Consider the following 21135-nt stretch of genomic DNA (forward strand, 5'->3'; position numbering starts at 1 on the left):
GGTCAGGTCCCGATGAATGCCGTGCCGACCGATTCCAGCGCGGACTGTAATGACAGGTCGCCGCGCGCCAGGTAGGTGGACAGCTTCTTGATGGCGTAGTCGGTATCGACCTGGTCTTCGACCCAGTCGAGTTCCTCGAAAGCGATGTGGTGATCGAGCCCGGCGTGCGGATCGACGATGGTGCGCAGCGTCAGCGCCGAGGCGCCGGAAAAGCCCAGCACCAGCACCGGCCGGTTCTCGATGCGCGTGACGAACAGCGCCAGCTCGAAGTCGGCGCGCGCCAGGAACGGTGTCACCAGGTGCATCCAGAACGCCGCCACCAGGTTGCGGTACATCGGGTCCGCCGGCAGCGGCAGCACCAGGCTCTTTTCGAGGCGGCTGGAACTGCTGGCCAGCACCGGCTGCAGCAGCATCCCGAGCGCCAGCAGCACCTGGCGCGCGCTGCCGCGGAAACCCGCCTGCGCCAGCATCGCATCCAGCGCGCCCAGCGTCTGCAAGGCCAGGAAATCCGCGAAGGCGGCGTCGTAGGCGGCGCTGCGCAGGTCCAGTTCGACCTGCTGGGCGGCGGCCGACTGCAGCGCAGCCGCCGGGTCGCTGGCCGCGCGCACTTCGTTGGTCAGCGCTTCCAGGCGGCTCCACAGGCGCGTGAACACCAGCGGCGCATTCGGCACGAACAAATTCGGCTCGGCCACTTCCATCGCCCCCACCATCAGGAACGGATAGCGGCGGCTGGACTCGTCGCTGCTGGGCACGATGTGGCCGCCGATGGCGTGGCGCCGGCGCGGGCCGACGAAGGCGAAGTGCAGCGGCGGCGCGGCGTCGTAGACCAGCTTCCAGCGCGCGTTGGCGCTCATCAGGTCCATCGCCTCGGACAGCCAGTCGTCCAGCACCTTCATGAGCGCGGCGCTGGCCCCGCCCTTGACGAAATCGCCGCGGCTGGGCAGCTTGCCGAAATAGCCGACGCCGACGGGGGTGACGGCGCGGCTCATTGCGCGGCTCCGGCGGCGGCGACCGTGGCGGGCGCGGGCTGCGCCGGTGCCGGGCCTGGCGCCGGGGCGGTCACCGCCTCCGGCAGGCGCAGGCGCTTGAAGCCCTGGCCGGGCTGGGCCGCCTGCGCCGGCGCCGGCGCGCTGGGCAGCACCTTCAGGTTGGCATTCACGGTGACGCCGCCGTTCTGCCAGGCCAGCTCGAAGGCGCCGTCCGGACGGCGCTTGCGCTGGGCCGCCTCGATCATCTTCTTCAGGCCGAAGTGGCCCGGTTCGTCCAGCACCACCACGTTGCGGCCTTCCGCCGTCAGCGCGGTGATCTTGGCGCCCGGCACGCCCTGGGCGTTCGGCCACACCATGTGCACCCACGGCTGCGGCTGGCCGCGCCAGCGCAGCGCCTGGCCGTCGATCTCCAGCGTGAACTCGGTGGCGCCGGCGGCGCCCAGCGCCTGCACGTCGAAGCGGGTCTGGGCCTCGCCGCCGGCGGAGGCGGCGGCATTGGCCACGCCGCCGGCCGCCAGCGGGGCCACCCAGCCGGGGAAGCCGGCCACCACCGCCGGCGCCAGCGTCACGCCCATGCCGGCCCAGGTGCGGCTGCTGAGGGCATCGCCGCGCCGCACCACCAGCGGGCCGACGGTGGTGTTGAAGAACTTGGCGATGGCGCCGTCCGGACCGAAGATCTCGCCGATCTCGGCGTTGCTGGCTTCGGCCTTGGATTCGGTCGAGAACGGATACTTCACTGCCAGGTTCTTGCCGAACGGCTGCAGCACCTGCGCCGCCCACACCTTGTTGATTTCAAGCTCGGCCGGCTTGACGATCACCGCGAAGGTCTGCATCAGCGGGCGCACCAGCACCGGCCGCAGCGCCGCGCGCTGGGCATCGGTCATCCCGACCAGCATCTGCTCGTCGACGTATTTGAGGGCGTCGGCCAGTTCCGAGCCGCTGCCGTCCAGCGTCTGCTGCATCAGCTGCTTGGCGCCGGGGCCGGGGTCGCCCTGGTTCTTGATGCCGTTGAAGCGCCCGCGCAGTTTGGACAGGTTGTCGATGTAGCCGCGCAGCGGCGAGGCGTCCTTGTCGCGCGCCACCACCAGGCGCGCCACGCCGGCGAACTCGCGGCCCACCGGCCCCAGCGGCAGCGCCGCATTCTGTGCTGCGTTTTGCGTTCCAGTGGTCGGGCCGAGGTCGACGTTCACCTGCGCCGGCTTGCGCCGCAGGATGGTCTCGCGGAACCAGGCGCTCACGCCGCCCTGGGCACGCTGCAGGCCGGCGCTCACCAGCGACGGGTTGTCCCACGAAGTCTGTTCGTACACGGTGGTCAAGAGGCGCGAGATCGGCGAATTCTGCGGGTCGCCCAGGCGGTTCATGGCGGCGGCGGCGCCGTCGAAGCCATTCAGGTCGCGGATGGTCACGCCCTGCATGAACTTTTGCCATTCGCGCGCATACTCGTTCTTGTACAGCTCGACCAGCGACTTCTGGATCTGCTCCGGGCTGCCTTCCAGCGTCAGGTCGTCCTTCGACGAGGTCTTCAAGACCCAGTCGGCGCTCTGCAGTTCCCGGTTGGCGGCGTCGCGGAAGGCGTCCTGGACGAACCCTTCCCAGGCCTGGCGCGTGAAGCTGCCGGACACCGCATAGCTGCCCAGCACCAGTTCCTTGTCCTGCTCGCCGACGATGCGCGCCACCGTCACGCCCGGATAACGGGTGGCGGCGCGCGCCTTGACGTCGGCGTACACGCGCTCGCGCGCCGGCAGGCCGCGCACCACGCGGCGCAGGTTGTCGCGGGTCTGGTCGACCAGCGCCAGGCGCGGCTCGATGCCGGGCCAGGACGGGTCGTTCACCTGCGCCAGGTAGAACGAGATCATGCGCTCGGCGCTGCGGATCATCTGCTCGCGCGGCATGGCGCCGCGGTTGCGCTCCAGCCAGCCGCGCCAGAAGCGGGTCAGCTGGTCGTTCAGGTGGGCGGCCTCGGCGCGCGATTTATCGGCCAGCATCAGGTAGGTTTTCAAGGCGTTGTAGGCATCCTCGGCGTTGGCCGGCGAGGCATCCTTGAATTGCTGGGCGCCGCTGTCGACCGTGGCGGCGTTGTCGGCGCTGACGGCAGCGGGCGCCGCCGCCGCCGCAGATGCGCCGGCGGCCGGCGTCGCAAGCGCCGCGCCGGCGCCGGAAGCCGCCGCCACCGGCTTGGTCATCGGCTGCAACTGCGCCGGGTTGGCGTTGACTTCGCCGAGGAAACCTTCCAGCGACTGCGCCACCGGTTTCAGCATCACTTCGCGCACGCCGTTGAAGTATTCCTCGCGCAGCTTGCGGTTCAGGATGTCGCCCTGGTACAGGCCCATGCCGAGCGACAGCGGGCGGTGCCCGGCGTAGCCGTCGAGCTGCTCGATGCGGTCCTGCAGCACTTCCAGCGCCTGGAAGCGAGACTGCAAATCCGGGCTCTTCGCCTGCAGCTTGACCGCCTGGTCGAGGTCGGCCTGGACGTTGGCGACCAGCTGGCGGTTGTTCATGTAGGACCAGCTCCAGCCGGCCAGCGACAGGCCGACCAGCGCGGTGGCGGCGAAGAAGGCGGCGTAGCGCAGGCGCATCTTGGCCGGGCTGGCGTACTGCGCCACCAGGTCCTTGTCGGCGAAGATCACGCGGCGGAACAGGTTGAGCAGGAAGTAGCCCTGCTGCTGGTGCTGTTCCTCGTGCGCGGCCGGCTGCAGCTGCAGGTCGAAGCGCTGCGCCACGCGCGCCGACGAGGCGGACACCGTCTCGCCTTCCTGCAGCGCGCTGGTGAAGTAAAAGCCGCGGAACACCGGCTTGAACTGGAACGGGTTGTCCTCGAACAGCGTGGCGACGAAGGCGCGCAGCGCCGGCTTGATCGAGCTGAACTCCAGCGGGAAGGTGAACACGCCGGGCGGCATGCGCTCGCGCCACTGCAGCGCCATGTTGGCCAGGCTGAGTTCCTTGAGGCCGTCGTACAGCTCGTCGAAGCGGGCGTCGAAGGCGTCCAGCAGCTGCTCGCTGGCGGCGTCGGGGGCGTAGGGCAGGGTGGCGCCCCAGATCTTTTCGCGCTCGCCGCGCTCGCTGTCCTGGAAGAACTCGGTGAAGCCGTTGATCAGGTCGGCCTTGGTGAACACCACGTACACCGGCGCATGCACTTCCAGGCGCTCGGTCAGTTCCTGCACGCGCTGGCGCAGGTTCTTGGCCAGGTTGATGGCGAACTCGGGACGGTTGCGGGTCAGCTCGGCGATGCTGACGGCGATGACGACGCCGTTGATCGGCGCCTTGCGCCGGTGTTTCTTCAGCAGGTCGAGGAAGCCGAACCACTCGGCGCGGTCGTGCTCGACCACGGAGTAGCGGCCGGCGGTATCCAGCAGGATGCCCTCGGTGGTGAAGAACCAGTCGCAGTTGCGGGTGCCGCCCACGCCCTGCACCACCTTGCTGTCGGCGAACGGGAATTGCAGGCCGGAGCTGGCGATGGCCGTGCTCTTGCCGGCCGCCGGATTGCCGATGATCATGTACCAGGGCAGCTCGTACAGGGCGGCGTCGCCGGACAACTGCCCCAGCTTGGATCCCTTGATGGTGGCGATCGCTTCCAGCAGGCGCTTGCGGATCACTTCGGTTTCCTGGCGCTGGGTGGCGTCCGGCGCCGGCGCGCTGGCCGTGGCACCGGCGGTGCCGATCTGCTGTTCCAGCATGTCGCCGAGCCGGGCGCCGGCTTGCCGGCGGCGCCGGCGCCGCCACAGCCAGACGGCGGCGCCGGCCAGCAGCGCCAGGCCGAGCACGATCCACGGCAGCGCGGGCGGCCATTGCAGCAGGCGCGCCGCCAGCAGCAGCAGGGCGGCGAACGCCAGCCAGCCGATGACGATCAGGCTGGTGCGGTTGGTCAGGAAGTCCCGGAATTTGTGCATGGTGATGGTCGGTGGTGGAAACGTGGATTCAGGTAAGGGTGGGCACTGCCGCCGGCGGGATGGACCCGTCGGCGGCGGCGGGATTGTGGGTGCGATCGTCGGCGGCGCTCGGGGCGACCACGGCGGCGGTGCGGTGGCGCGCATCCAGATTGCCGAGGCACAGGACCGGCGCAGCGTGTTCCAGCGCGGCGTCGGCGGCCAGCGCCAGCGCGGCCAGCAGCGGCACCGGCGCGCAGGCGCCGCAGGCGGCGCCGGTGGCGGCCAGGTCGGCGGCCGGATCGAGATGGGGCAGTTCGTTCGATGCCAGCGCCATCGTTTCCATCACGCGGCTGCTGCGGGCATCGGTGTCGGCGGCCAGCATGGCCACCTGCTGCGGCGCGCAGCGGGCGGTTTGCAGCGCCTGGCGCGCCAGCGCGCGCAGCGGGGCGGCGTCGACGCGGCGCGACGCGTCCAGTGCCGGGTCGCGCGGCGCGCCGGCAAAGGCGCGCAGCACGGGCAGCACGTCGGCGTCCGGCGCCAGCAGGCGCGCCTGCACCGGGTCGGCCAGCAGCAGCGCCGCCGCGCCTTCGCCGGGCACCATGCCCTGCGGGGTATCGGCGCCGCACAGGGCGCCGGCGCCGGCCAGCGCATCGATGCTGGCGGCGCCGAGCATCGATGCGCCTGCCAGCACCAGCGCCAGCCGCGCTTCGCCGGTGTGCGCCGCCAGCGGCGCCAGGATGGCGGCCAGGTCGGCATCGTCGTGCGCGGCGCCGGCGGGTGCGTGTGCGGGTGGGACGTCGGCCGTCGTGCCGGCGGCGGACGCGCGGGCGGCCACGGCCAGGCGCTGCGCCGGCCAGCCGCCGGCGACGAGCTGTCGCGCGATAAAGGCGTCGGCGGCGGCGCGCTGGGCCGGGCTCCAGGCGCCGCCCCACAGGCAATGCAGGTGCAGCAGCGGCAGCGGGGCGGCGGCGCGCGCATCGGGACCAGCATTGGGACCGGCAGCGGCAGCGGCGCCGGCATGCTGCGCGCCGCTCTTGCTGCCGCCACGGCCGCCGTGGATGTGCGGGTGGCCGCCCAGCACCTGCGCCAGTTCGGCCGCGGCCGCGCCGGCCAGGGCCAGCGCGCGCCACTGCGCGTCGCTCAGGGCCGCGCCGGCTGCGATGCCGCCTGCAGGCGCCATGGACGCGAAGGCGTCGCGCACCGCGCCGTCGTCCAGGCCGGCCACGCGTGCGCTCAGTACCGGATAACCCTGCCGGTCCACCAGTTCCGGATCGAGCGCCGGCTGCACCCCGGCCGCCAGCGCCTCGCGCAGCGCGGCGGCGCTGTCGCCGTGCGGCGTGCGCAGGGCGCTGGCGACGATCGCCGGCCCGGCGGGAAGGGGCGCGGCGTCCGCAGCCGGCATGGGTGCAGCGGCGGCGGCCCCGGCCGGCACGGCCGCCGTGGCTGCCGCGGCGGCGGCGGCGGCGCGCCGCCGCGCGGCGCGCACGCCCCACGCCAGCGCCAGCACGGCCAGCGGCAGCACCAGCAGCCACAGCGCCAGCTCGGCGCCGTCCGGCATGCGGTTGCCGGCGCGCCAGTACCAGACCGCGCCGCCCCAGCTGGCGCCGAACGCGCCGGCCGTGCCCACCGTGTTTTTCAGCCAGGACGCCACGTCACACCATGTCCACGCTGTTCTGCTGGCCGGCGATCAGGGTCGCGCCGCAGGAAGTCTTGTCGCCGTGGCGCGCGACCGCGCGGCCGTCCACCAGCATGGTCGGGTCGCCGGTGGCGATGGTGACGTTGCTGTGGCGCGGGCAATTCACGCGGTCGCCCACGCGCGCGATGCCCTTGCCGCCGCTGTCGCTGAAGGCCGAGGCTTCGACGACGGTGCCGTCGTGCGAGGTCTTGTCGCCGAGGCGGATCAATGGTGCTGCCATGCTTGCACTCCTATCGTCTCATCACGCCGGGCATGCGCAGCTCGGTATGCCCGAAATCCATCATCTTCCAGCGCCCGCCCCAGGTCAGGCCGAGCGATTCGGCCACCTGGCCGTACAACTGGTAGCCGCGCAGCGCCCACGGGTCCTTTTCCGAGATCACCAGCTTGCCGTCGCGCAGGAAGGCGCAGTCGGCGGCCAGGCCGTACTGGTGCCAGCTCTGGAAGGCGGCCGCATTGGTCACGCCGGGGCCGAGCGCCGCCAGCGCATCCTGGCGCTGCGGGCTGCGGTAGCCTTCCAGGATGGCCATTTCGTAGCCGTACTGCTCGCGCATGATCTTGAAGACCAGCAGCAGGCGCTGGGTATAGGCGGCGTTCATCAGCGCCCAGTCGCGGCTGGCCGAGACCAGCAGCGGCCGTTCCTGCGCCACCTCGGCCGAGGCGAACACCAGCGGCGGCAGCGCCGGCGGCGGCACCAGCTGTTCGCCCTGCAGCAGGTCGGCCACCTGGGTATTGACTTCGCGGGTAGAAGGTTCGTAGGCGGTCAGCGCCGGCTTGCGCGCCAGCGTCAGCGCCAGCAGCGGCGGCACGCACACCAGGGCGGCGCCGGCGCCGTACAGCAGGGCGTGACGGCGCAGGAAGGCGCGCAAGGCGCCGGCCGAGGCCATGCCGCCGGCGCCCAGCGCGCGCGCTTCGCGCAGGCGCCGCTGCGCCAAGGCACCGGCGCCGCGCTGCAGACGCTGGCCGGCGCCGGCGAGGACGTTCAGCATGAATTCGCGACCGGCCGGAAACAGGATCATCCAGCTGATCAGGCAGGCCACGACGAAATAGACGGTAATTGCCAGCACCCACACAGCGCACTCCCCGAGCGACGTTGCTATATCTTAGGTAACCCAAAACCATTGCCCAGAAGTATAACTTAGTCATATGACAACCCTGCGCACAATTGAACGGTTGGTGGCGCAGCCGCTGCCGGGCGGGTGTGCCGACACGAATCGGCAACATGGTTTTCAAACTTCTTGTACATTACGGGAATTGATAAGGAGCTAACTTGCAAGACCAAGGCGATCGCCCGGTCCGCTCGGCCCGGCCCACACTGCTGTCCAGCGAGCCGCAATCGGGCCCGCAGCACCAGCGTATCCTGAGCGCGCTGGAGGGCGCGCCCGCTGCCGTGCCGGCCGCGGCGGCGCGTGCGGGCGCCACCGCCGAGGGCGTACTGCGCAAGCCGCGCACCTTGCTGTGGAGCGGCCTCGGCCTGGGTGCCCTGGCGGCGGCCGGCCTGTTCTTTATGCCGGCCGACGACGAGGAGCGCGCGCCGCACGAGGCGGCGGCGCCGTCCCCGGCGCGCGCGGGGGCTGTGCCGGCGCTTGCGGCGGCGGTGCAGCCGGGCGCGCCGGCGGCGTCCAAGGCATTGTCTCCGGCAGCGGCGTTGCCGACGGGCGCAGCGGCAGCCGGGCTTGCAGCGCCGTCGGCCGCTACAGCAACACCGGCCGCTACAGCAACGCCGGCCGCTACAGCAACGCCGGCCGCTACAGCAACGCCGGCCGCTGCAGCAACGCCGGTCGCTACAGCAACGCCGGCCGACGCGCCGGCGCCGGCGTCCGCCGCGCCGGAATCGGCCAATCCGCTGGCTGCGCTGGCGCCCATGCCGGTCCATGCCCCTGCATCCGCGCCTCCCCACCACGACCAGTTGACCCAGGCGCTGGAAAAGCCGTCGAAGCAGCCGCGCCGCGCGCAGCCGGCCGATGCCGCGGCCAAGCCGAAGCCACGGTCCGAAGAGGGCCGGGCGGGTGCGAAATCGTCCAGGCATGCAGCCCCATCCAAGGCGGCGCCTGCCAAGCCGACATCTTCCAAGGCGGCGCCGTCCAAGGGAAGCACGACGTCGCGAAGCGCGCCGAAGGAGCAGGACAGCGACGTCGCGCTGCTGGCGGCACTGATGAGCCACATGCAGGCGCGCCCGAAACCGGCGACGCCGGCCGAGCAGCTCAAGGTGTGCCGCCAGTACAACGCCGCCGGCGAGGCCCAATGCCGTGCACGCCTGTGCCAGGGTGCGGCGCGCAAGGAGCCGGCATGCAGGTCGGCAGCGCTGGCCAAGTCCGCAGCCGACTGATTTTTCGACCGCAGAGTGTGGCTGGCGGGACCCGAATTACCGTTCCGTGTGATGATATAAAGAAATATTTGTTACAATAAGGAAATACAAATATTTTTCGCAATGTCGTCAACGTCCACATGGGATCCGTAACTCAGAGCATGACGCTGCCCAAGCGTTTCTACCTGCCGCGCTGCATCGGCCTGGGCCTGGGTTTCTGGCCGGTCTACGCCTGCCTGCCGGCGCTGCCGTATCACGGGCCGGTACTCGGCATGCTGCTGCTGTACTGCTTCGGCTGGCCGCACCTGGCTTACCTGCTGGCCAGGATCGGCGCGCGCCCGCTCGACACCGAGCGCCGCAGCATGCTGGTCGATGCGCTGGCCGCCGGCTTCTTCGCCGGCGCCATCGGATTCAATCCGATTCCGTCGGTCGCGATCGTCGCCATGATCTCGATGAACAACATGGCGATGGGCGGGCCGCGCTTCACCGGCATGGGGGCGCTGGCCAGCCTGGCCGGCGCCGCGCTGGCCTGGCTGGCGCTGGCGCCGCCGTTCGCCGGCGCGCTCAGCCAGCTGCAGGTGGCCGCCTGCCTGCCGCTGATGATCCTGTATCCGGTCTCGCTGGGCTACGTCTGCTACCAGAGCGCGATGAAGCTGGCCACGCAAAAGCAGCAGCTGCGCCGGATGAGCAAGACCGACCACCTGACCGGCCTGACCAACCGGGCGGCATTGAACGACATCCTGGACGAATCGTTCAGCTCACCGGAGACCGCGATGAACGACAGCGTGATCGCGCTGATCGACGTCGACGGCTTCAAGCAGATCAACGACAGGTATGGCCACCTCGCCGGCGACCGCGCGCTGCAGAAGGTCACCGAGATCATGCGCGCCTGCGTGCGCGAGCAGGACACCGTCGGCCGCTACGGCGGCGACGAATTCTGCGTCATTTTGCGCCAGGTGGACCGCCCGGAAGCGGCGCGCATCCTCGAGCGCATGCGCGCGCTGGCGCAGCAGAACAGCTGTGCGCAGGACGGCGAACGGCTGCCGACGCTGAGCATCGGCGCCGCCGCCTACGGCCCCGGCGCCAGCAGCGGCGCGATGTGGATCCACCAGGCCGACCAGGCCATGTACGAAGCCAAGCGGGGCGGGCGCAACCGGGTGGTGTTCGCCGCCTGACGGCGCCGCCGTCGACTGCCCGGCGCGCCGGTCAGCGCGCGAAGCTCGGGCGCTTCGGATCGTAGGTCCAGCAGGGTACCAGGTAGCGCATCGCCATGGCGTCGTCGCGCGCGCCGCCGGACACGCGCTTGTACAGGTCGTGCGCCTGTTCGATGCGCGCCATGTCCGGCGCGATGCCCAGGCCCGGCGCCTGCGGCACCTGCACGCGTCCGCCCGCGATCCGCAGCGGTTCCTTCGTCAGGCGCTCCTGTCCCTCCTGCCAGATCCAGTGGGTGTCGATCGCGGTGATGTTGCCCGGCGCCGCCGCGGCGCAATGGGTGAACATCGCCAGCGACACGTCGAAGTGGTTGTTCGAGTGCGAGCCCCAGGTCAGGCCCCAGTCGTGGCACAGTTGCGCCAGGCGCACCGATCCCTGCATGGTCCAGAAGTGCGGGTCGGCCAGCGGGATGTCGACCGCGCCCAGCAGGTGCGAATGGGCCATTTGCCGCCAGTCGGTGGCGACCATGTTGGTGGCGGTCGGGATGCCGGTGGCGCGCTTGAACTCGGCCATGATCTCGCGCCCCGAGTAGCCGTTTTCCGGTCCGCACGGGTCTTCCGCATAGGCCAGCACATGGCCCTGGCCGCGGCAGGCGGCGATGGCCTCGGCCAGCGACCAGGCGCCGTTCGGGTCGAGCGTGGCGCGCGCCTGCGGGAAGCGGCGCTTGATCGCGGCGACCGCCTCGACTTCCTGTTCCGGGCGCATCACGCCGCCCTTGAGCTTGAAGTCGGTGAAGCCGTAGCGGTCCACCGCGGCCGCGGCCAGGTCGGCGATGGCGCCGGGCGTGAGCGCTTCCTCGTTGCGCAGGCGGTACCAGCCATCCTGGCCGCCGCCGTCGGGCGCAGTACCATCCGGATAAGCCAGGTCGGTGCGCCGGCGCTCGCCGATGTAGAACAGGTAGGCCAGCATCGGCACCTCGCTGCGCTGCTGGCCGTTGCCCAGCAATTCGCACAGCGGCACGCCCAGGTGCTGGCCGAGCAGGTCGAGCAGTGCCGCCTCCACCGCCGTGACCACGTTTTCCAGGCGCAGGTTGATCTCGTGCGGCTGCTTCATCACCTGCGCCTCGGCGCTCGAGGTCACCCGGTGGCTGGCGCCGGCAATCGCCGCGCGCAGCGCGTTCAGGGTGCGGTTGTGGCGCGCGATCTCGGTGCCGGTCACCAGCGGCACCAGCTTTTCCAGCGCCAGCAGGATGCCGTTGGAACCCGGCACCTCGCCCATGCCGACGTGGCCGGCGCTGTCTTCGAGCAGCACCAGGATGCGGGTGAAATACGGCGCATGGGCGCCGCACAGGTTCAGCAGCATGCTGTCGCGCCCGGCAACCGGGATCACCCGCATGCTGGTGACGACGGGACTGGCTGCGCGCTGGATGGGATTCATGTCGTGGTCTCCTGAAAGTTATTATGAGCAGCCGGCTGCGCATTGTTATATCGAGGACATTTTATTCGTTGCCCCTAACAATCTTCTAAACTAGAATGATTGCGCAAACATTTGCTGGGTCATTATCCATTGAAGGAGCAACGATGTCGAGTCGATCCATCCTGGCCGCGAGCGTGGCCGGCGTTCTCCTGGCAGGCTGCGCCAGTGGCGGGGGCGGTGCGCCCGGGGCGGGGTCGCCGGCCGCGGACGGCATGCACTGGGTGGCGTCGTGGGGCGCGGCGCAGCTGGTGCCGGAGGGCCAGAACGCGCTGCCCGCCGAGCAGTGGCGCGACGCCACGCTGCGCCAGGTGGTGCGCGTCTCGGCCGGCGGCGACAGCGTGCGCGTCCGCCTCAGCAACGCCTTCGGCACCGCGCCGCTGGCGATCGACGCCGCCAGCCTGGCGCTGTCCGCCGGTCCCGGCCAGGCGGCCCTGCGCCCCGGCAGCGTGCGCGCGCTGCGCTTCGGCGGCAGCGCCGCGGTTACCATCCCGGCCGGCGCCGAGTACCTGAGCGACCCGGTCCGGCTGGCGCACGCGGCCGGCGCCGACCTGGCGATCTCGCTGCATTTCGCGGCCGAGCCGGCGCGCCAGACCGGCCATCCGGGCGCGCGCGCCACCAGCTTCGTGGCCCGGGGCGAGCAGACCATGGCGCCCGACCTGGCGGACGCCGCCCGGGTGACGCGCTGGTACCAGATCGCCGGCGTCGAGGTGCTGGCGGCGCCCGCCACGCACGCGGTGGTGGCGATCGGCGACTCGATCACCGACGGCTACGGCGTCGACCCCGACACCAACGCGCGCTGGACCGACCACCTGGCCACGCGCCTGCGCGCTTCCGGCATGGCTGGCGTGTCGGTGGTGAACGCCGGCATCGGCGGCGGACGCATGCTGCGCGACGGCCTCGGGCCGAACCTGGCGGCGCGCTTCGAGCGCGACGTGGTCCAGCGTCCCGGCGCCACCCACGCCATCGTCATGATCGGGGTAAACGATTTCGGCGTGCCGCACCGCGCCGGCGAGGACAGCCCGGCCGCGCGCCGCCAGCTGCTCGAAGACCTGGAACAGGCGCAGCGCCAGATCGTCCAGCGCGCGCACGCGGCCGGCATCTGCGTGCTGGGCGCCACCGTCACGCCGTACGCCGGCAGCGGCTACTACAAGCCGGGCCCGGAAAACGAGCAGGACCGGCAGGACTTCAACCGCTGGATCCGCACATCCGGCACCTTCGACGGCGTGGTCGACTTCGACGCCGCGCTGCGCGACCCGGCCCGTCCCGACTACCTGCGCAAGGAATTCGACAACGACGGCCTGCATCCGTCGGCGGCCGGCTACCGGGCGATGGGGCAGGCGGTGCCGCTGGACGCGCTGCGCGGCTGCCGCCACGCGCCGGCCGGCCGCACCTAGCCGGCCGCACCTAGCCGGCCGCACCTGGCCGCGCCTCGCCGCTGCGCCGGGCGCGCCGGCCGCCTGCGGCGCACCGCGCCGCCGCCAACCGCTTCATGAACAGGCCGCGACAGACGGCCGGGAGAGAACGATGAGACACGTAGTCAACCGCGGCCCGCGCAAGACGGGTTCGCACGGCCGCGGCCTGCGCACGGCCATCCTGGCAGCGCTGCTCGCCGCCGCCATGGCCGCCGCGCCGTCCGCCTGGGCGCTGGGCGAACGCCCGATCGTCGGCTTCGACATGGGCAAGCCGGGCGTGCTGCTGGCCGCCGACGGCCGCGCGGCGCGCCTGGTGCTCGACCCGAACGAGCACGCCGGCGTGCGGCGCGCCGCCGCCGATTTGCAGGACGACATCGCCCGCGTCAGCGGGCAGCGGCCAGCGCTGCTGCAGGCCCTGCCGGGCGCGGGCAAGGGCGCGCGCAAGGGAGCGGACGGCACCGCCGCCGCCGCCGGCGACCTGGTGCTGGTCGGCACCCTCGGCAAGAGCGCGCTGATCGACCGCCTGGCGCGCGAGGGCCGCATCGACGCCAAGGCCTTGCGCGGCAAGTGGGAAGGCTACCTGGTGCAGGTGGTGCGCAACCCGCTGCCCGGCGTGGCGCGCGCGCTGGTGGTGGCCGGCAGCGACAAGCGCGGCACCATCTTCGGGCTGTACACGCTGTCCGAGCAGATCGGCGTCTCGCCCTGGCACTGGTGGGCCGACGTGCCGGCGCAACGGCACGCCGTGCTGAGCGTGGCCGACGGCACCCGCGTCACCGACGCGCCGGTGGTGCGCTACCGCGGCATCTTCCTCAACGACGAGGCGCCGGCGCTGTCCGGCTGGGCCCGGGAAAAGTTCGGCGGCTTCAACGCGCGCTTCTATGAAAAGGTGTTCAACCTGATCCTGCGCATGCGCGCCAACTACCTGTGGCCGGCGATGTGGGGCAACGCCTTCTACGACGACGATGCGCAGAACGGCCGCCTGGCCGAGGAGATGGGCGTGGTCATCGGTACCTCGCACCACGAGCCGATGATGCGCGCCCACGCCGAGTGGGCCAGGTACGGCAAGGGGCCGTGGGACTACCACCGCAACGAACGGGCGCTGCGCGACTTCTGGCAGCAGGGCCTGCGCCGCAGCAGCGCCTTCGAGCGCGTCATCACGCTGGGCATGCGCGGCGACGGCGACGAGCCGATGTCCGAGGAATCCAACGTCGCGCTGCTGCAGCGCATCGTCGGCGACCAGCGCGCCATGATCGCGCAAGAAACCGGCAAGCCGCTGCCGCAAGTGCCGCAACTGTGGGCGCTGTACAAGGAAGTGCAGGACTACTACGAGAAGGGCATGCGCGTGCCGGACGACGTCACGCTGCTGTGGTGCGACGACAACTGGGGCAACATCCGCCGCCTGCCGACGCGCGAGGAACGCAAGCGCAGCGGCGGCGCCGGCATCTACTACCACTTCGACTACGTGGGCGGGCCGCGTTCCTACAAATGGATCAACGTGACGCCGCTGCCCAAGGTGTGGGAGCAGATGCACCAGGCCTGGCGCCATGGCGCCGACCGCCTGTGGATCGTCAACGTCGGCGACTTGAAGCCGATGGAAGTGCCGACCGAGTTCTTCCTGAACTACGCCTGGAACCCGGCGGCGTGGCCGGCCGCGCGCCTGCCGGACTACCTGACACTGTGGGCCACGCGCGAGTTCGGCGCGCAATTCGCCGGCGAGGTCGCCGCACTGGTCGAGGGTTACGCCCGGTACAACGGCCGGCGCAAGCCGGAGCAGCTGGCGCCCGACACCTACAGCCTGGTGGACTACCGCGAATCCGAGCGCGTGGTGGCCGACTACAACGGCCTGGCCGAGCGCGCCCGCGCGCTGGCGGCGCGCCTGCCGGCGGAGAAACGCGACGCCTTCTTCCAGCTGGTGCAGTATCCGGTGGAGGCCTCGGCCAACCTGAACGAACTGTACGCGACGGTGGGACGCAACCGCCTGCACGCGGCGCAGGGCCGCGGCGACACCGGTGCACTCGCCACGCGTGCGCAAGCGCTGTTCGCGCGCGACGCCGCGCTGGCGCGCCGGTACCAGCAGGACATCGCCGGCGGCAAGTGGAACCACATGATGGCGCAGACCCATATCGGCTACACCGGCTGGCGCGATCCCGAGACCGACATCATGCCGGAGGTGCAGCATGCGCCGGCGCCGGCCGCCGCCGGAACCGGCCTGGGCGTGGCGGTGGAGGGCAGCACCGCGGCCTGGCCGGCGGCGAGCCTGCGCCTGCCGGCGCTGGACCCGTTCGCGGTCCGTCCCACCTACGTGGAGGTGTTCAATCGCGGCGGCGCGTCGCTGCCGTACACGGTGCGCGCCGACCAGCCCTGGGTCGTGCTCGGCCAGGCCGGCGGCACGCTGGCGGCGCAGCAGCCGGCGCAGCGCATCGACGTCGGCGTCGACTGGGCGCGCGCACCGCGCGATGCGCGCGCGGCAATGCTGACGGTCGTCGGCGCCGACGGCAAGGAAGTGAACGTCGAGCTGCCGCTGCGCCACGCCGGCCAGCGTCCGGCGGCGCCCGCTGCGATGGCGGGCGGCGCGGCGCCCTTCGTCGAAAGCGGCGGCGTGGTCGCCATCGAAGCCGAGCACCATGCGCGCGCGCTCGCGCCGCAGGGGCGGGAATGGCTGCGCGTGCCCGGCCTGGGCCACACGCTGTCCGGCATGACCACGCTGCCGGCCGAGGCGCCCGCCGCCACGCTGCAGGACGGCATGCGCCTGGAATACGACGTGATGCTGTTCGAGCCGGGCACGGTGAGCGTGCAGGCCACGCTCGCCCCGACCCTGAAATTCCGTCCCGGCGCCGGCTTTCGCTACGCGGTCTCGTTCGACGACGAGGCGCCGCGCATCGTCGACGTGCACGCCGATACCTCCCTCAAGCATTGGGAAACCATCGTCTCGGACGGCGTGGCGCGCTTCGCGTCGGAACACGCCATCGCCCGGCCGGGACGGCACGTGCTGAAGTTCTGGGCGCTCGATGCCGGACTGGTGCTGCAGCGCCTGGTGATCGACGCCGGCGGCCTCAAGCCGAGCTACCTGGGGCCGGAGGAGAGTGCGCGCCTGCCGTGACGGCTGCGCGCGCCGCGGCGCGACGCCCGTCCGTAGCGACAACGGGTCACCCGGCAATCCCGACAAATTATCTCGAATATGATTTCTTAATAGAAATTCTGGCTTACACTGCGGTATCGGATCATGGAATCGGTGCATGCAGGAACGACTGGAACGGGAACGGGCATTGGAAGCGGGCGGCGCGGTCGCGGCCGGGCAGGGCGAGGCGGCGGGCGGCCGCCGTTCGATCAAGGCGCTGACGGCCGGCATCCTGGCATTCGCCTGCTGCGCCCTGCTGGCGCTGGAGGCATGGAGCAACTGGCATGCGCGCCGGCTGCAGCTGGCGAACGCCGGGATCACGACGGTCAACACCGCGCGCGCCCTGGCCGACCAGGCCGGCGCCACCTTCAAGATGGCCGATACCGTGCTGGTCGGCCTGGTGGACCGGGTCGAGACCGACGGCTGGTCGCGCGCCCAGGTGGACGAGCTGCGCGCGCTGATGACGCGCCACATGAAGGAATTGCCGGCGCTGCAGGGCCTGTTCATCTACGACCAGGACGGACGCTGGATCGTCAATTCGGCCGGCCGCGCGTTCGACGGCCGCAACAATGCCGACCGCGATTACTTCCGCCATCACCGCAGCCACCCCGGACGCGGCGTGCACGTGGGCGCGCCGATCGTCGGCCGCACCAGCGGCGCCTGGGTGATCCCGGTGTCGCGCCGCATCGAGCGTGCCGACGGCAGTTTCGCCGGCGTGGCGCTGGCGACCATCCGGGTCGATTACTTCCGCGCCGTGTACGAACGCCTCGACGTGCGGCGCGACGGCGGCATCGTGCTGGCGCTCGACGACGGCATCCAGCTGCTGGGCATGCCGTTCGCGGTGGTGGATGTCGGCCGCGACATCGCCGCCTCGCCGGTGTTCGCGCGGCTGGCGGCGGCGCCGCGCGACGGCGGCCTGCTGGAAAGCGCCGGGCAGGGCGTCACGCGCATGGTCGGCTTCTCGCGGGTGGCCGGCTTCCCGCTGGTGGTGTCGGTGGCGCGCTCGAAGGACGACGTGCTCGCCAACTGGCGCGCCGGCAGCGTGGCCGCCGGCGGCGTGCTGGTGGCGCTGATCGCCGGCCTGGCGCTCCTCGGCCGCCAGGTGATGCGCCAGATCCGCTTGCGCGACCGGCTCGAACGCGAACTGCTGGCGACCAAGGCGGCGCTGGAAACCAGCAATGCCTCGCTGGCGTCGCTGGCCTACCTGGACGGCCTGACCGGCCTGTTCAACCGGCGCTACCACGACCTCGCCCTGCAGCGCGAATTCCAGGCTGCGCGCCGCGAGGGGCTGCCGCTGGCGGTGCTGATGCTCGACGTCGACCACTTCAAGGGCTACAACGACCGCTACGGCCATCCTGCGGGAGACGCCTGCCTGGCGCGGGTGGCGCGCTGCATCAAGGCCTGCCTGCCGCCCGCACGCGCGCTGGCGTCGCGCTACGGCGGCGAGGAATTCGCGCTGGTGCTGCCGGCCACCGGCCTGGCGGCGGCGCTGGCGCTGGCCGACGCCATCCGTGACGCGGTCGCCGCCTGCGCCATCGAGCACGGCGGCGCGCCGGCGGGCGTGGTCAGCGTGAGTATCGGCGTGTGCGCGATGGCGCCGCAAGCCGGCGGCGGCGAGGCGGCCGACTGGGTGCGGCGCGCCGACGCCGCGCTGTACCGCGCCAAGGCGGCGGGACGCAACCGGGTGGAGGCCGCGGCGTGAGGCGATGGTGTCGGCAAAGTTGCCACATGTAAACACGCATTCGCTTGACGCCCCGGAGAGGCAACTTTATCCTTGCGCCCGTCCCGTCCGCCCTGCAGGAGCCAGCCATCAAACCGTTCACCCTTGCGCGCAGCCTGTGGCCGCTGGCCGCGCTGTTCGCGTGCGCCGGCGCGCACGCCACCCGTCCGATGGTGGTCGACGACGCCACCATCACCGCGCCCGGCAACTGCCAGGTCGAGAGCTGGACCCAGCACACCACCGGCCAGCTCGAGTACTGGGCGGTTCCGGCCTGCAACCTCGGCGGCAAGTGGGAGCTGTCCGCCGGCGGCGGACGCATCGGCCCCGGCGGCAGCGCCGCTGCCTACCGTTCCGGCGTGGTGCAGGCCAAGACCGTGTTCAAGGCGCTCGAGGACGACGATGACGATGACGACGACGACAAGGCGGGCGGCATCGACTGGGCCGTCGGCCTGACCATCGCCAACCAGTTCCGCCAGGGTACCGGCGCGATCGGCGATTTGTCCGTGCTGGTGCCGTTCACCGTGTCGCTGCTGGACGGCAAAGTGCTGGCGCACGCCAACGCCGGCTGGCTGCACCCGCGCAGCGGCAGCCGCCAGGACGGCTTCCTGGCCGCCGGCGCCGAATGGAGCGCTACCGCGCGCACCACGCTGACGCTGGAAGCCTACGGCAGCCGCCGCGGCCACGGCTACGAGCAGGCCGGCGTGCGCTACGCGCTGATCCCGGACCGGCTGGCGCTGGACGCCGGCGTGGGCGACCGCATCGGCCATGCCGGCGCCGAGCGCTATTACACGATCGGCTTGACGCTGACGGCGCAGGTGCTGCGCTGAGCGCAGGATAATCCGGCCCGGCGTCCCTGCGCCGGCGTGCGGTGACAAAGCGCGCATGTTCGGAAGGGCGGATCCGCTATCCTGGCGTCTTGCCGCACTCGCGAGGAGGATGCCGTGACGAGAATTGCCCTGTGCGTGATGCTGGCCGCCGCAGCGACGATGGCGCCGGCGGCGTATGCCGACACCTCGCCGGACTTCGTGCGCATCGCCTGCGTGCCCGAGGCCGGGCTGCTCGACGTGGAGTACCGCCGCCTGCACGACAGCATGGCCAGCGACCCGGCCGGGCCGGATGGCCGCCGCGCCGTCCTCGCCGCGGCGGGTTTCCACGATCCGCACGACCTGCGCGTGTCCTGCACGCTCGGCACGGCGACCTACACCGTCACGGCGCAGCAGGATCCTGCCTCCAACCTGCTGTGCGGCGGCGTGCCGGAAATCCACCTGAGCCTGGCGCGCAACGGCGAGCGCGTGCTGTCCGATGTCGTGTTCGGCGACAGCTGCCGGCGCCTGCCCTCGGTGACCGGCATCACCGTCGGCGACGGCCCGGCCGCATGGCGTGGCCGCGAAACCAGGGTGTGCTACCGGGACGGCGAGGAAGACGGCACGCCGGCTTGCGACTGGACCTCCGGCGGCCAGCCGGCGTTCGACCGGCGCTTTCCTGTCGACCAGGCCCGTTTGCGCGCCATCGTCGGCGGCCGGGAACGCCGCTGAAGCGGCAGCCGGCGCCGGAATACCCCCGCGATGCAGGACATTGCCGCGCTGTTCCGTTATATTGCGCATCCATCGGGCGCTGCCGAATGACAGGACGGCGCCCGCACCCAACGGAACCAGACCATGAATCCACACGCCTTTCCCCCCGAGCAGATCGACGGCGTCTACCGCGCCATCCGCGAGCGGCGCGACATGCGCCACTTCCTGGGGTCGCCTCAGAAAACGGAAAATAAAGCACGCTAAGGCTGAAGGCGAACGACCGGGTTCGACCCAAAGCGGTCTTAGCTTTTGATTTCTGCGGCTATCGACTAGATGCGAGGCAGACTGTCGAACTCGTTAAATTTCGACCTGTGACTGAAGAATCGGCCGCAGGCCACCACGCGCCGCTTGTCCGGCTATACGGCGCAAGCGAAATATATTTTTCGATGCTGTAACCAGCTTGGGGCTAGTACGAACTAGTAGAGAGATGGAAACGTCGACCGTGGACGAAATGTTGTTCAAGTTGAAGTATAGGCATGTGCATGGTTGCAACGACGCGTTTGCTAGTTATCTCAGCCAGTGCGAAAGGGCTCATATGCTCCACAACGGTGTTGTCAATTTCACTTTCGGCGGAATCGCAGTGTACCGGCCGAGCCAGGCGACTGCCGTCGACCTGCGCGCTCGACTCGACCGCTATCAGAAGCAGCTGTCCGAATGCGTCAACTGCGTATCGGCTAAGACACCGGAGGGAAAGACGGATATCGCTGCAGTCAGAGCGAAGATCGACGAATTGCAACGCGCAATGGCTGGATCGGCAACGCGCGGCGACGGCAATGCGCAGACAAGATCCACTCAGGCCTTGGTGCCGACGCCGACTGGGCCGCTTGGCAATCGTATCGACACGTATGCCTGAAGTGCCCGGATGGGAGCTTCCTTGCGATTCGTGTGTGCCAACGTACATTGCACGCGCCTAACCTACGAGAGCATCCGACCAAAGCCGTGAAGAGACACGATCCAGGAGCCACCATTTCGGACACCGGCATGTGTTGTTACACGGCCTGCGCCGGGTGCCGCCGTTTGCATTACCAAGACTTTTTCGCATAACGGAAAGTGCAAGTCGATGTGAATCGCCCTGACTTTTATGGGCGCCAGCCAGTGTGAGTCAGATCAGCATGGCTTTGAGCGGTCGTCGGGGCACCAAAGTATGTTTCCAGCTTTGCAGGGCTTGTACCGGTAGTTCGGTACCGGCGCTTCTGGGCTCGTCGGGCAGATGATCCACGTCAGCACACCTCGTGCTAACTAAGGTAGGCTTAGCGGAGAGAGGGATTCGAACCCTCGATAGGCTATGAACCTAGCGAGCAGGGGAGTACAGGGGAGCCAGCGGGACCGCTCCCTAGGGAAAACGTACTGCTTTCTCCCCCGCTGAGCCCGCTGAATCCCCTCAATAAACCCACGAATAAACCCAAGCAAGTTCTGCCCACGCGGGGCTGGTCACGGTCGCGACGGCCGACAACCATAGCATGTTCGACGGCCTCGATGCCGACGTGGTGTGCACGCTGCGCCTGCGCGCCTGGGTGATCCCGTCCTGGCACATCGCACATCCCGACATGCTTCAGCTGGAACGGATGTTCAGCGAACGCCTGTACCCCGGCCCGCGCGACGTGTTCGCCACCACCGTCATGCGCGAGAACCTGCTGGCGAACGGCCGCCTGACGAACAAGCTGCGCAGGGACGATGGACACGTGGTAGTGCGGGTCGCGCCTGGCGGCGCCCGGTTTCACGTGGCCGTCACCGACACCCGCGACGAGAGCGACCGGGTGCTGCTGGCGACAGCGCAGCAAGCGGCGTGACGCTATCGCGGGATCGATTGGCGGGCGGCCGTTGGTC

Annotated in this window: 15 protein-coding genes; 9 read left to right on the forward strand and 6 right to left on the reverse strand. The window is 70.6% G+C overall.

Features of this window, described 5'->3' with window-relative positions; all coding sequences use genetic code 11:
- Positions 1–2: 2 nt before the first annotated feature.
- The 5 genes from tagF to HH212_RS20115 are packed head-to-tail and all read right to left on the reverse strand — an operon-like array spanning position 3 to position 7621.
- Entirely contained in the window at positions 3–989 is a 987-nt protein-coding gene (gene tagF, locus HH212_RS20095; RefSeq protein WP_170204123.1) for a type VI secretion system-associated protein TagF, read from the reverse strand.
- Positions 986–4876, reverse strand: a complete 3891-nt coding sequence (gene tssM / locus HH212_RS20100) for a type VI secretion system membrane subunit TssM (RefSeq protein WP_170204124.1) — start codon at positions 4874–4876, stop codon at positions 986–988. The genes tagF and tssM overlap by 4 nt, the downstream gene beginning before the upstream one ends.
- A gap of 28 nt (positions 4877–4904) precedes the next feature.
- Positions 4905–6506, reverse strand: a complete 1602-nt coding sequence (locus HH212_RS20105; RefSeq protein ID WP_170204125.1) for a hypothetical protein — start codon at positions 6504–6506, stop codon at positions 4905–4907.
- Between the two features lies 1 nt (position 6507).
- Entirely contained in the window at positions 6508–6771 is a 264-nt protein-coding gene (locus HH212_RS20110; protein WP_170204126.1) for a PAAR domain-containing protein, read from the reverse strand.
- Between the two features lie 10 nt (positions 6772–6781).
- Positions 6782–7621, reverse strand: a complete 840-nt coding sequence (locus HH212_RS20115; protein ID WP_170204127.1) for a M15 family metallopeptidase — start codon at positions 7619–7621, stop codon at positions 6782–6784.
- Positions 7622–7818: 197 nt separating this feature from the next.
- Between HH212_RS20115 and HH212_RS20120 the strand changes: the two genes are divergently transcribed.
- Together HH212_RS20120 and HH212_RS20125 are read left to right on the forward strand one after the other, a co-directional pair.
- Entirely contained in the window at positions 7819–8877 is a 1059-nt protein-coding gene (locus HH212_RS20120; protein WP_170204128.1) for a hypothetical protein, read from the forward strand.
- Positions 8878–8996: 119 nt separating this feature from the next.
- Complete coding sequence (locus HH212_RS20125; RefSeq protein WP_170204129.1) at positions 8997–10031, forward strand: sensor domain-containing diguanylate cyclase; 1035 nt, start codon at positions 8997–8999, stop codon at positions 10029–10031.
- A 31-nt stretch (positions 10032–10062) separates the two neighbouring features.
- Here the strand turns inward: HH212_RS20125 and HH212_RS20130 are convergent, their stop codons facing one another.
- A complete protein-coding gene (locus HH212_RS20130; RefSeq protein ID WP_170204130.1) occupies positions 10063–11445 on the reverse strand; it encodes an enolase C-terminal domain-like protein in 1383 nt (460 codons plus the stop codon).
- Positions 11446–11588: 143 nt separating this feature from the next.
- Between HH212_RS20130 and HH212_RS20135 the strand changes: the two genes are divergently transcribed.
- The 7 genes from HH212_RS20135 (at position 11589) to HH212_RS20170 (ending at position 21098) form a co-directional block, all read left to right on the forward strand.
- A complete protein-coding gene (locus HH212_RS20135) occupies positions 11589–12878 on the forward strand; it encodes an SGNH/GDSL hydrolase family protein (protein ID WP_170204131.1) in 1290 nt (429 codons plus the stop codon).
- A 130-nt stretch (positions 12879–13008) separates the two neighbouring features.
- Positions 13009–15996 (forward strand): glycosyl hydrolase 115 family protein, encoded by a 2988-nt coding sequence (locus HH212_RS20140; protein ID WP_170204132.1) that lies wholly within the window; start codon positions 13009–13011, stop codon positions 15994–15996.
- 136 nt (positions 15997–16132) lie between these two features.
- Complete coding sequence (locus tag HH212_RS20145; protein WP_170204133.1) at positions 16133–17716, forward strand: GGDEF domain-containing protein; 1584 nt, start codon at positions 16133–16135, stop codon at positions 17714–17716.
- A 44-nt stretch (positions 17717–17760) separates the two neighbouring features.
- Entirely contained in the window at positions 17761–18561 is an 801-nt protein-coding gene (locus tag HH212_RS20150) for a PA4824 family protein (protein ID WP_170204134.1), read from the forward strand.
- A gap of 114 nt (positions 18562–18675) precedes the next feature.
- Entirely contained in the window at positions 18676–19269 is a 594-nt protein-coding gene (locus HH212_RS20155; RefSeq protein WP_170204135.1) for a hypothetical protein, read from the forward strand.
- 466 nt (positions 19270–19735) lie between these two features.
- Entirely contained in the window at positions 19736–20161 is a 426-nt protein-coding gene (locus HH212_RS20165; RefSeq protein WP_170204136.1) for a hypothetical protein, read from the forward strand.
- Between the two features lie 607 nt (positions 20162–20768).
- Positions 20769–21098 carry a hypothetical protein gene (locus HH212_RS20170; RefSeq protein WP_170204137.1) on the forward strand — a complete coding sequence of 110 codons (330 nt, stop codon included), beginning with the start codon at positions 20769–20771 and terminating at the stop codon, positions 21096–21098.
- The last annotated feature ends 37 nt before the right edge of the window (positions 21099–21135 follow it).

The sequence above is a fragment of the Massilia forsythiae genome (assembly GCF_012849555.1).
GTDB lineage: Bacteria > Pseudomonadota > Gammaproteobacteria > Burkholderiales > Burkholderiaceae_D > Telluria > Telluria forsythiae.

Coding starts and splice junctions, on each gene's coding strand:
- tagF (WP_170204123.1), bottom strand. CDS start 989: ATGAGCCGCGCCGTCACCCCCGTCGGCGTCGGCTATTTCGGCAAGCTG.
- tssM (WP_170204124.1), bottom strand. CDS start 4,876: ATGCACAAATTCCGGGACTTCCTGACCAACCGCACCAGCCTGATCGTC.
- HH212_RS20110 (WP_170204126.1), bottom strand. CDS start 6,771: ATGGCAGCACCATTGATCCGCCTCGGCGACAAGACCTCGCACGACGGC.
- HH212_RS20125 (WP_170204129.1), top strand. CDS start 8,997: ATGGGATCCGTAACTCAGAGCATGACGCTGCCCAAGCGTTTCTACCTG.
- HH212_RS20130 (WP_170204130.1), bottom strand. CDS start 11,445: ATGAATCCCATCCAGCGCGCAGCCAGTCCCGTCGTCACCAGCATGCGG.
- HH212_RS20135 (WP_170204131.1), top strand. CDS start 11,589: ATGTCGAGTCGATCCATCCTGGCCGCGAGCGTGGCCGGCGTTCTCCTG.
- HH212_RS20140 (WP_170204132.1), top strand. CDS start 13,009: ATGAGACACGTAGTCAACCGCGGCCCGCGCAAGACGGGTTCGCACGGC.
- HH212_RS20145 (WP_170204133.1), top strand. CDS start 16,133: ATGCAGGAACGACTGGAACGGGAACGGGCATTGGAAGCGGGCGGCGCG.
- HH212_RS20165 (WP_170204136.1), top strand. CDS start 19,736: ATGGAAACGTCGACCGTGGACGAAATGTTGTTCAAGTTGAAGTATAGG.
- HH212_RS20170 (WP_170204137.1), top strand. CDS start 20,769: ATGTTCGACGGCCTCGATGCCGACGTGGTGTGCACGCTGCGCCTGCGC.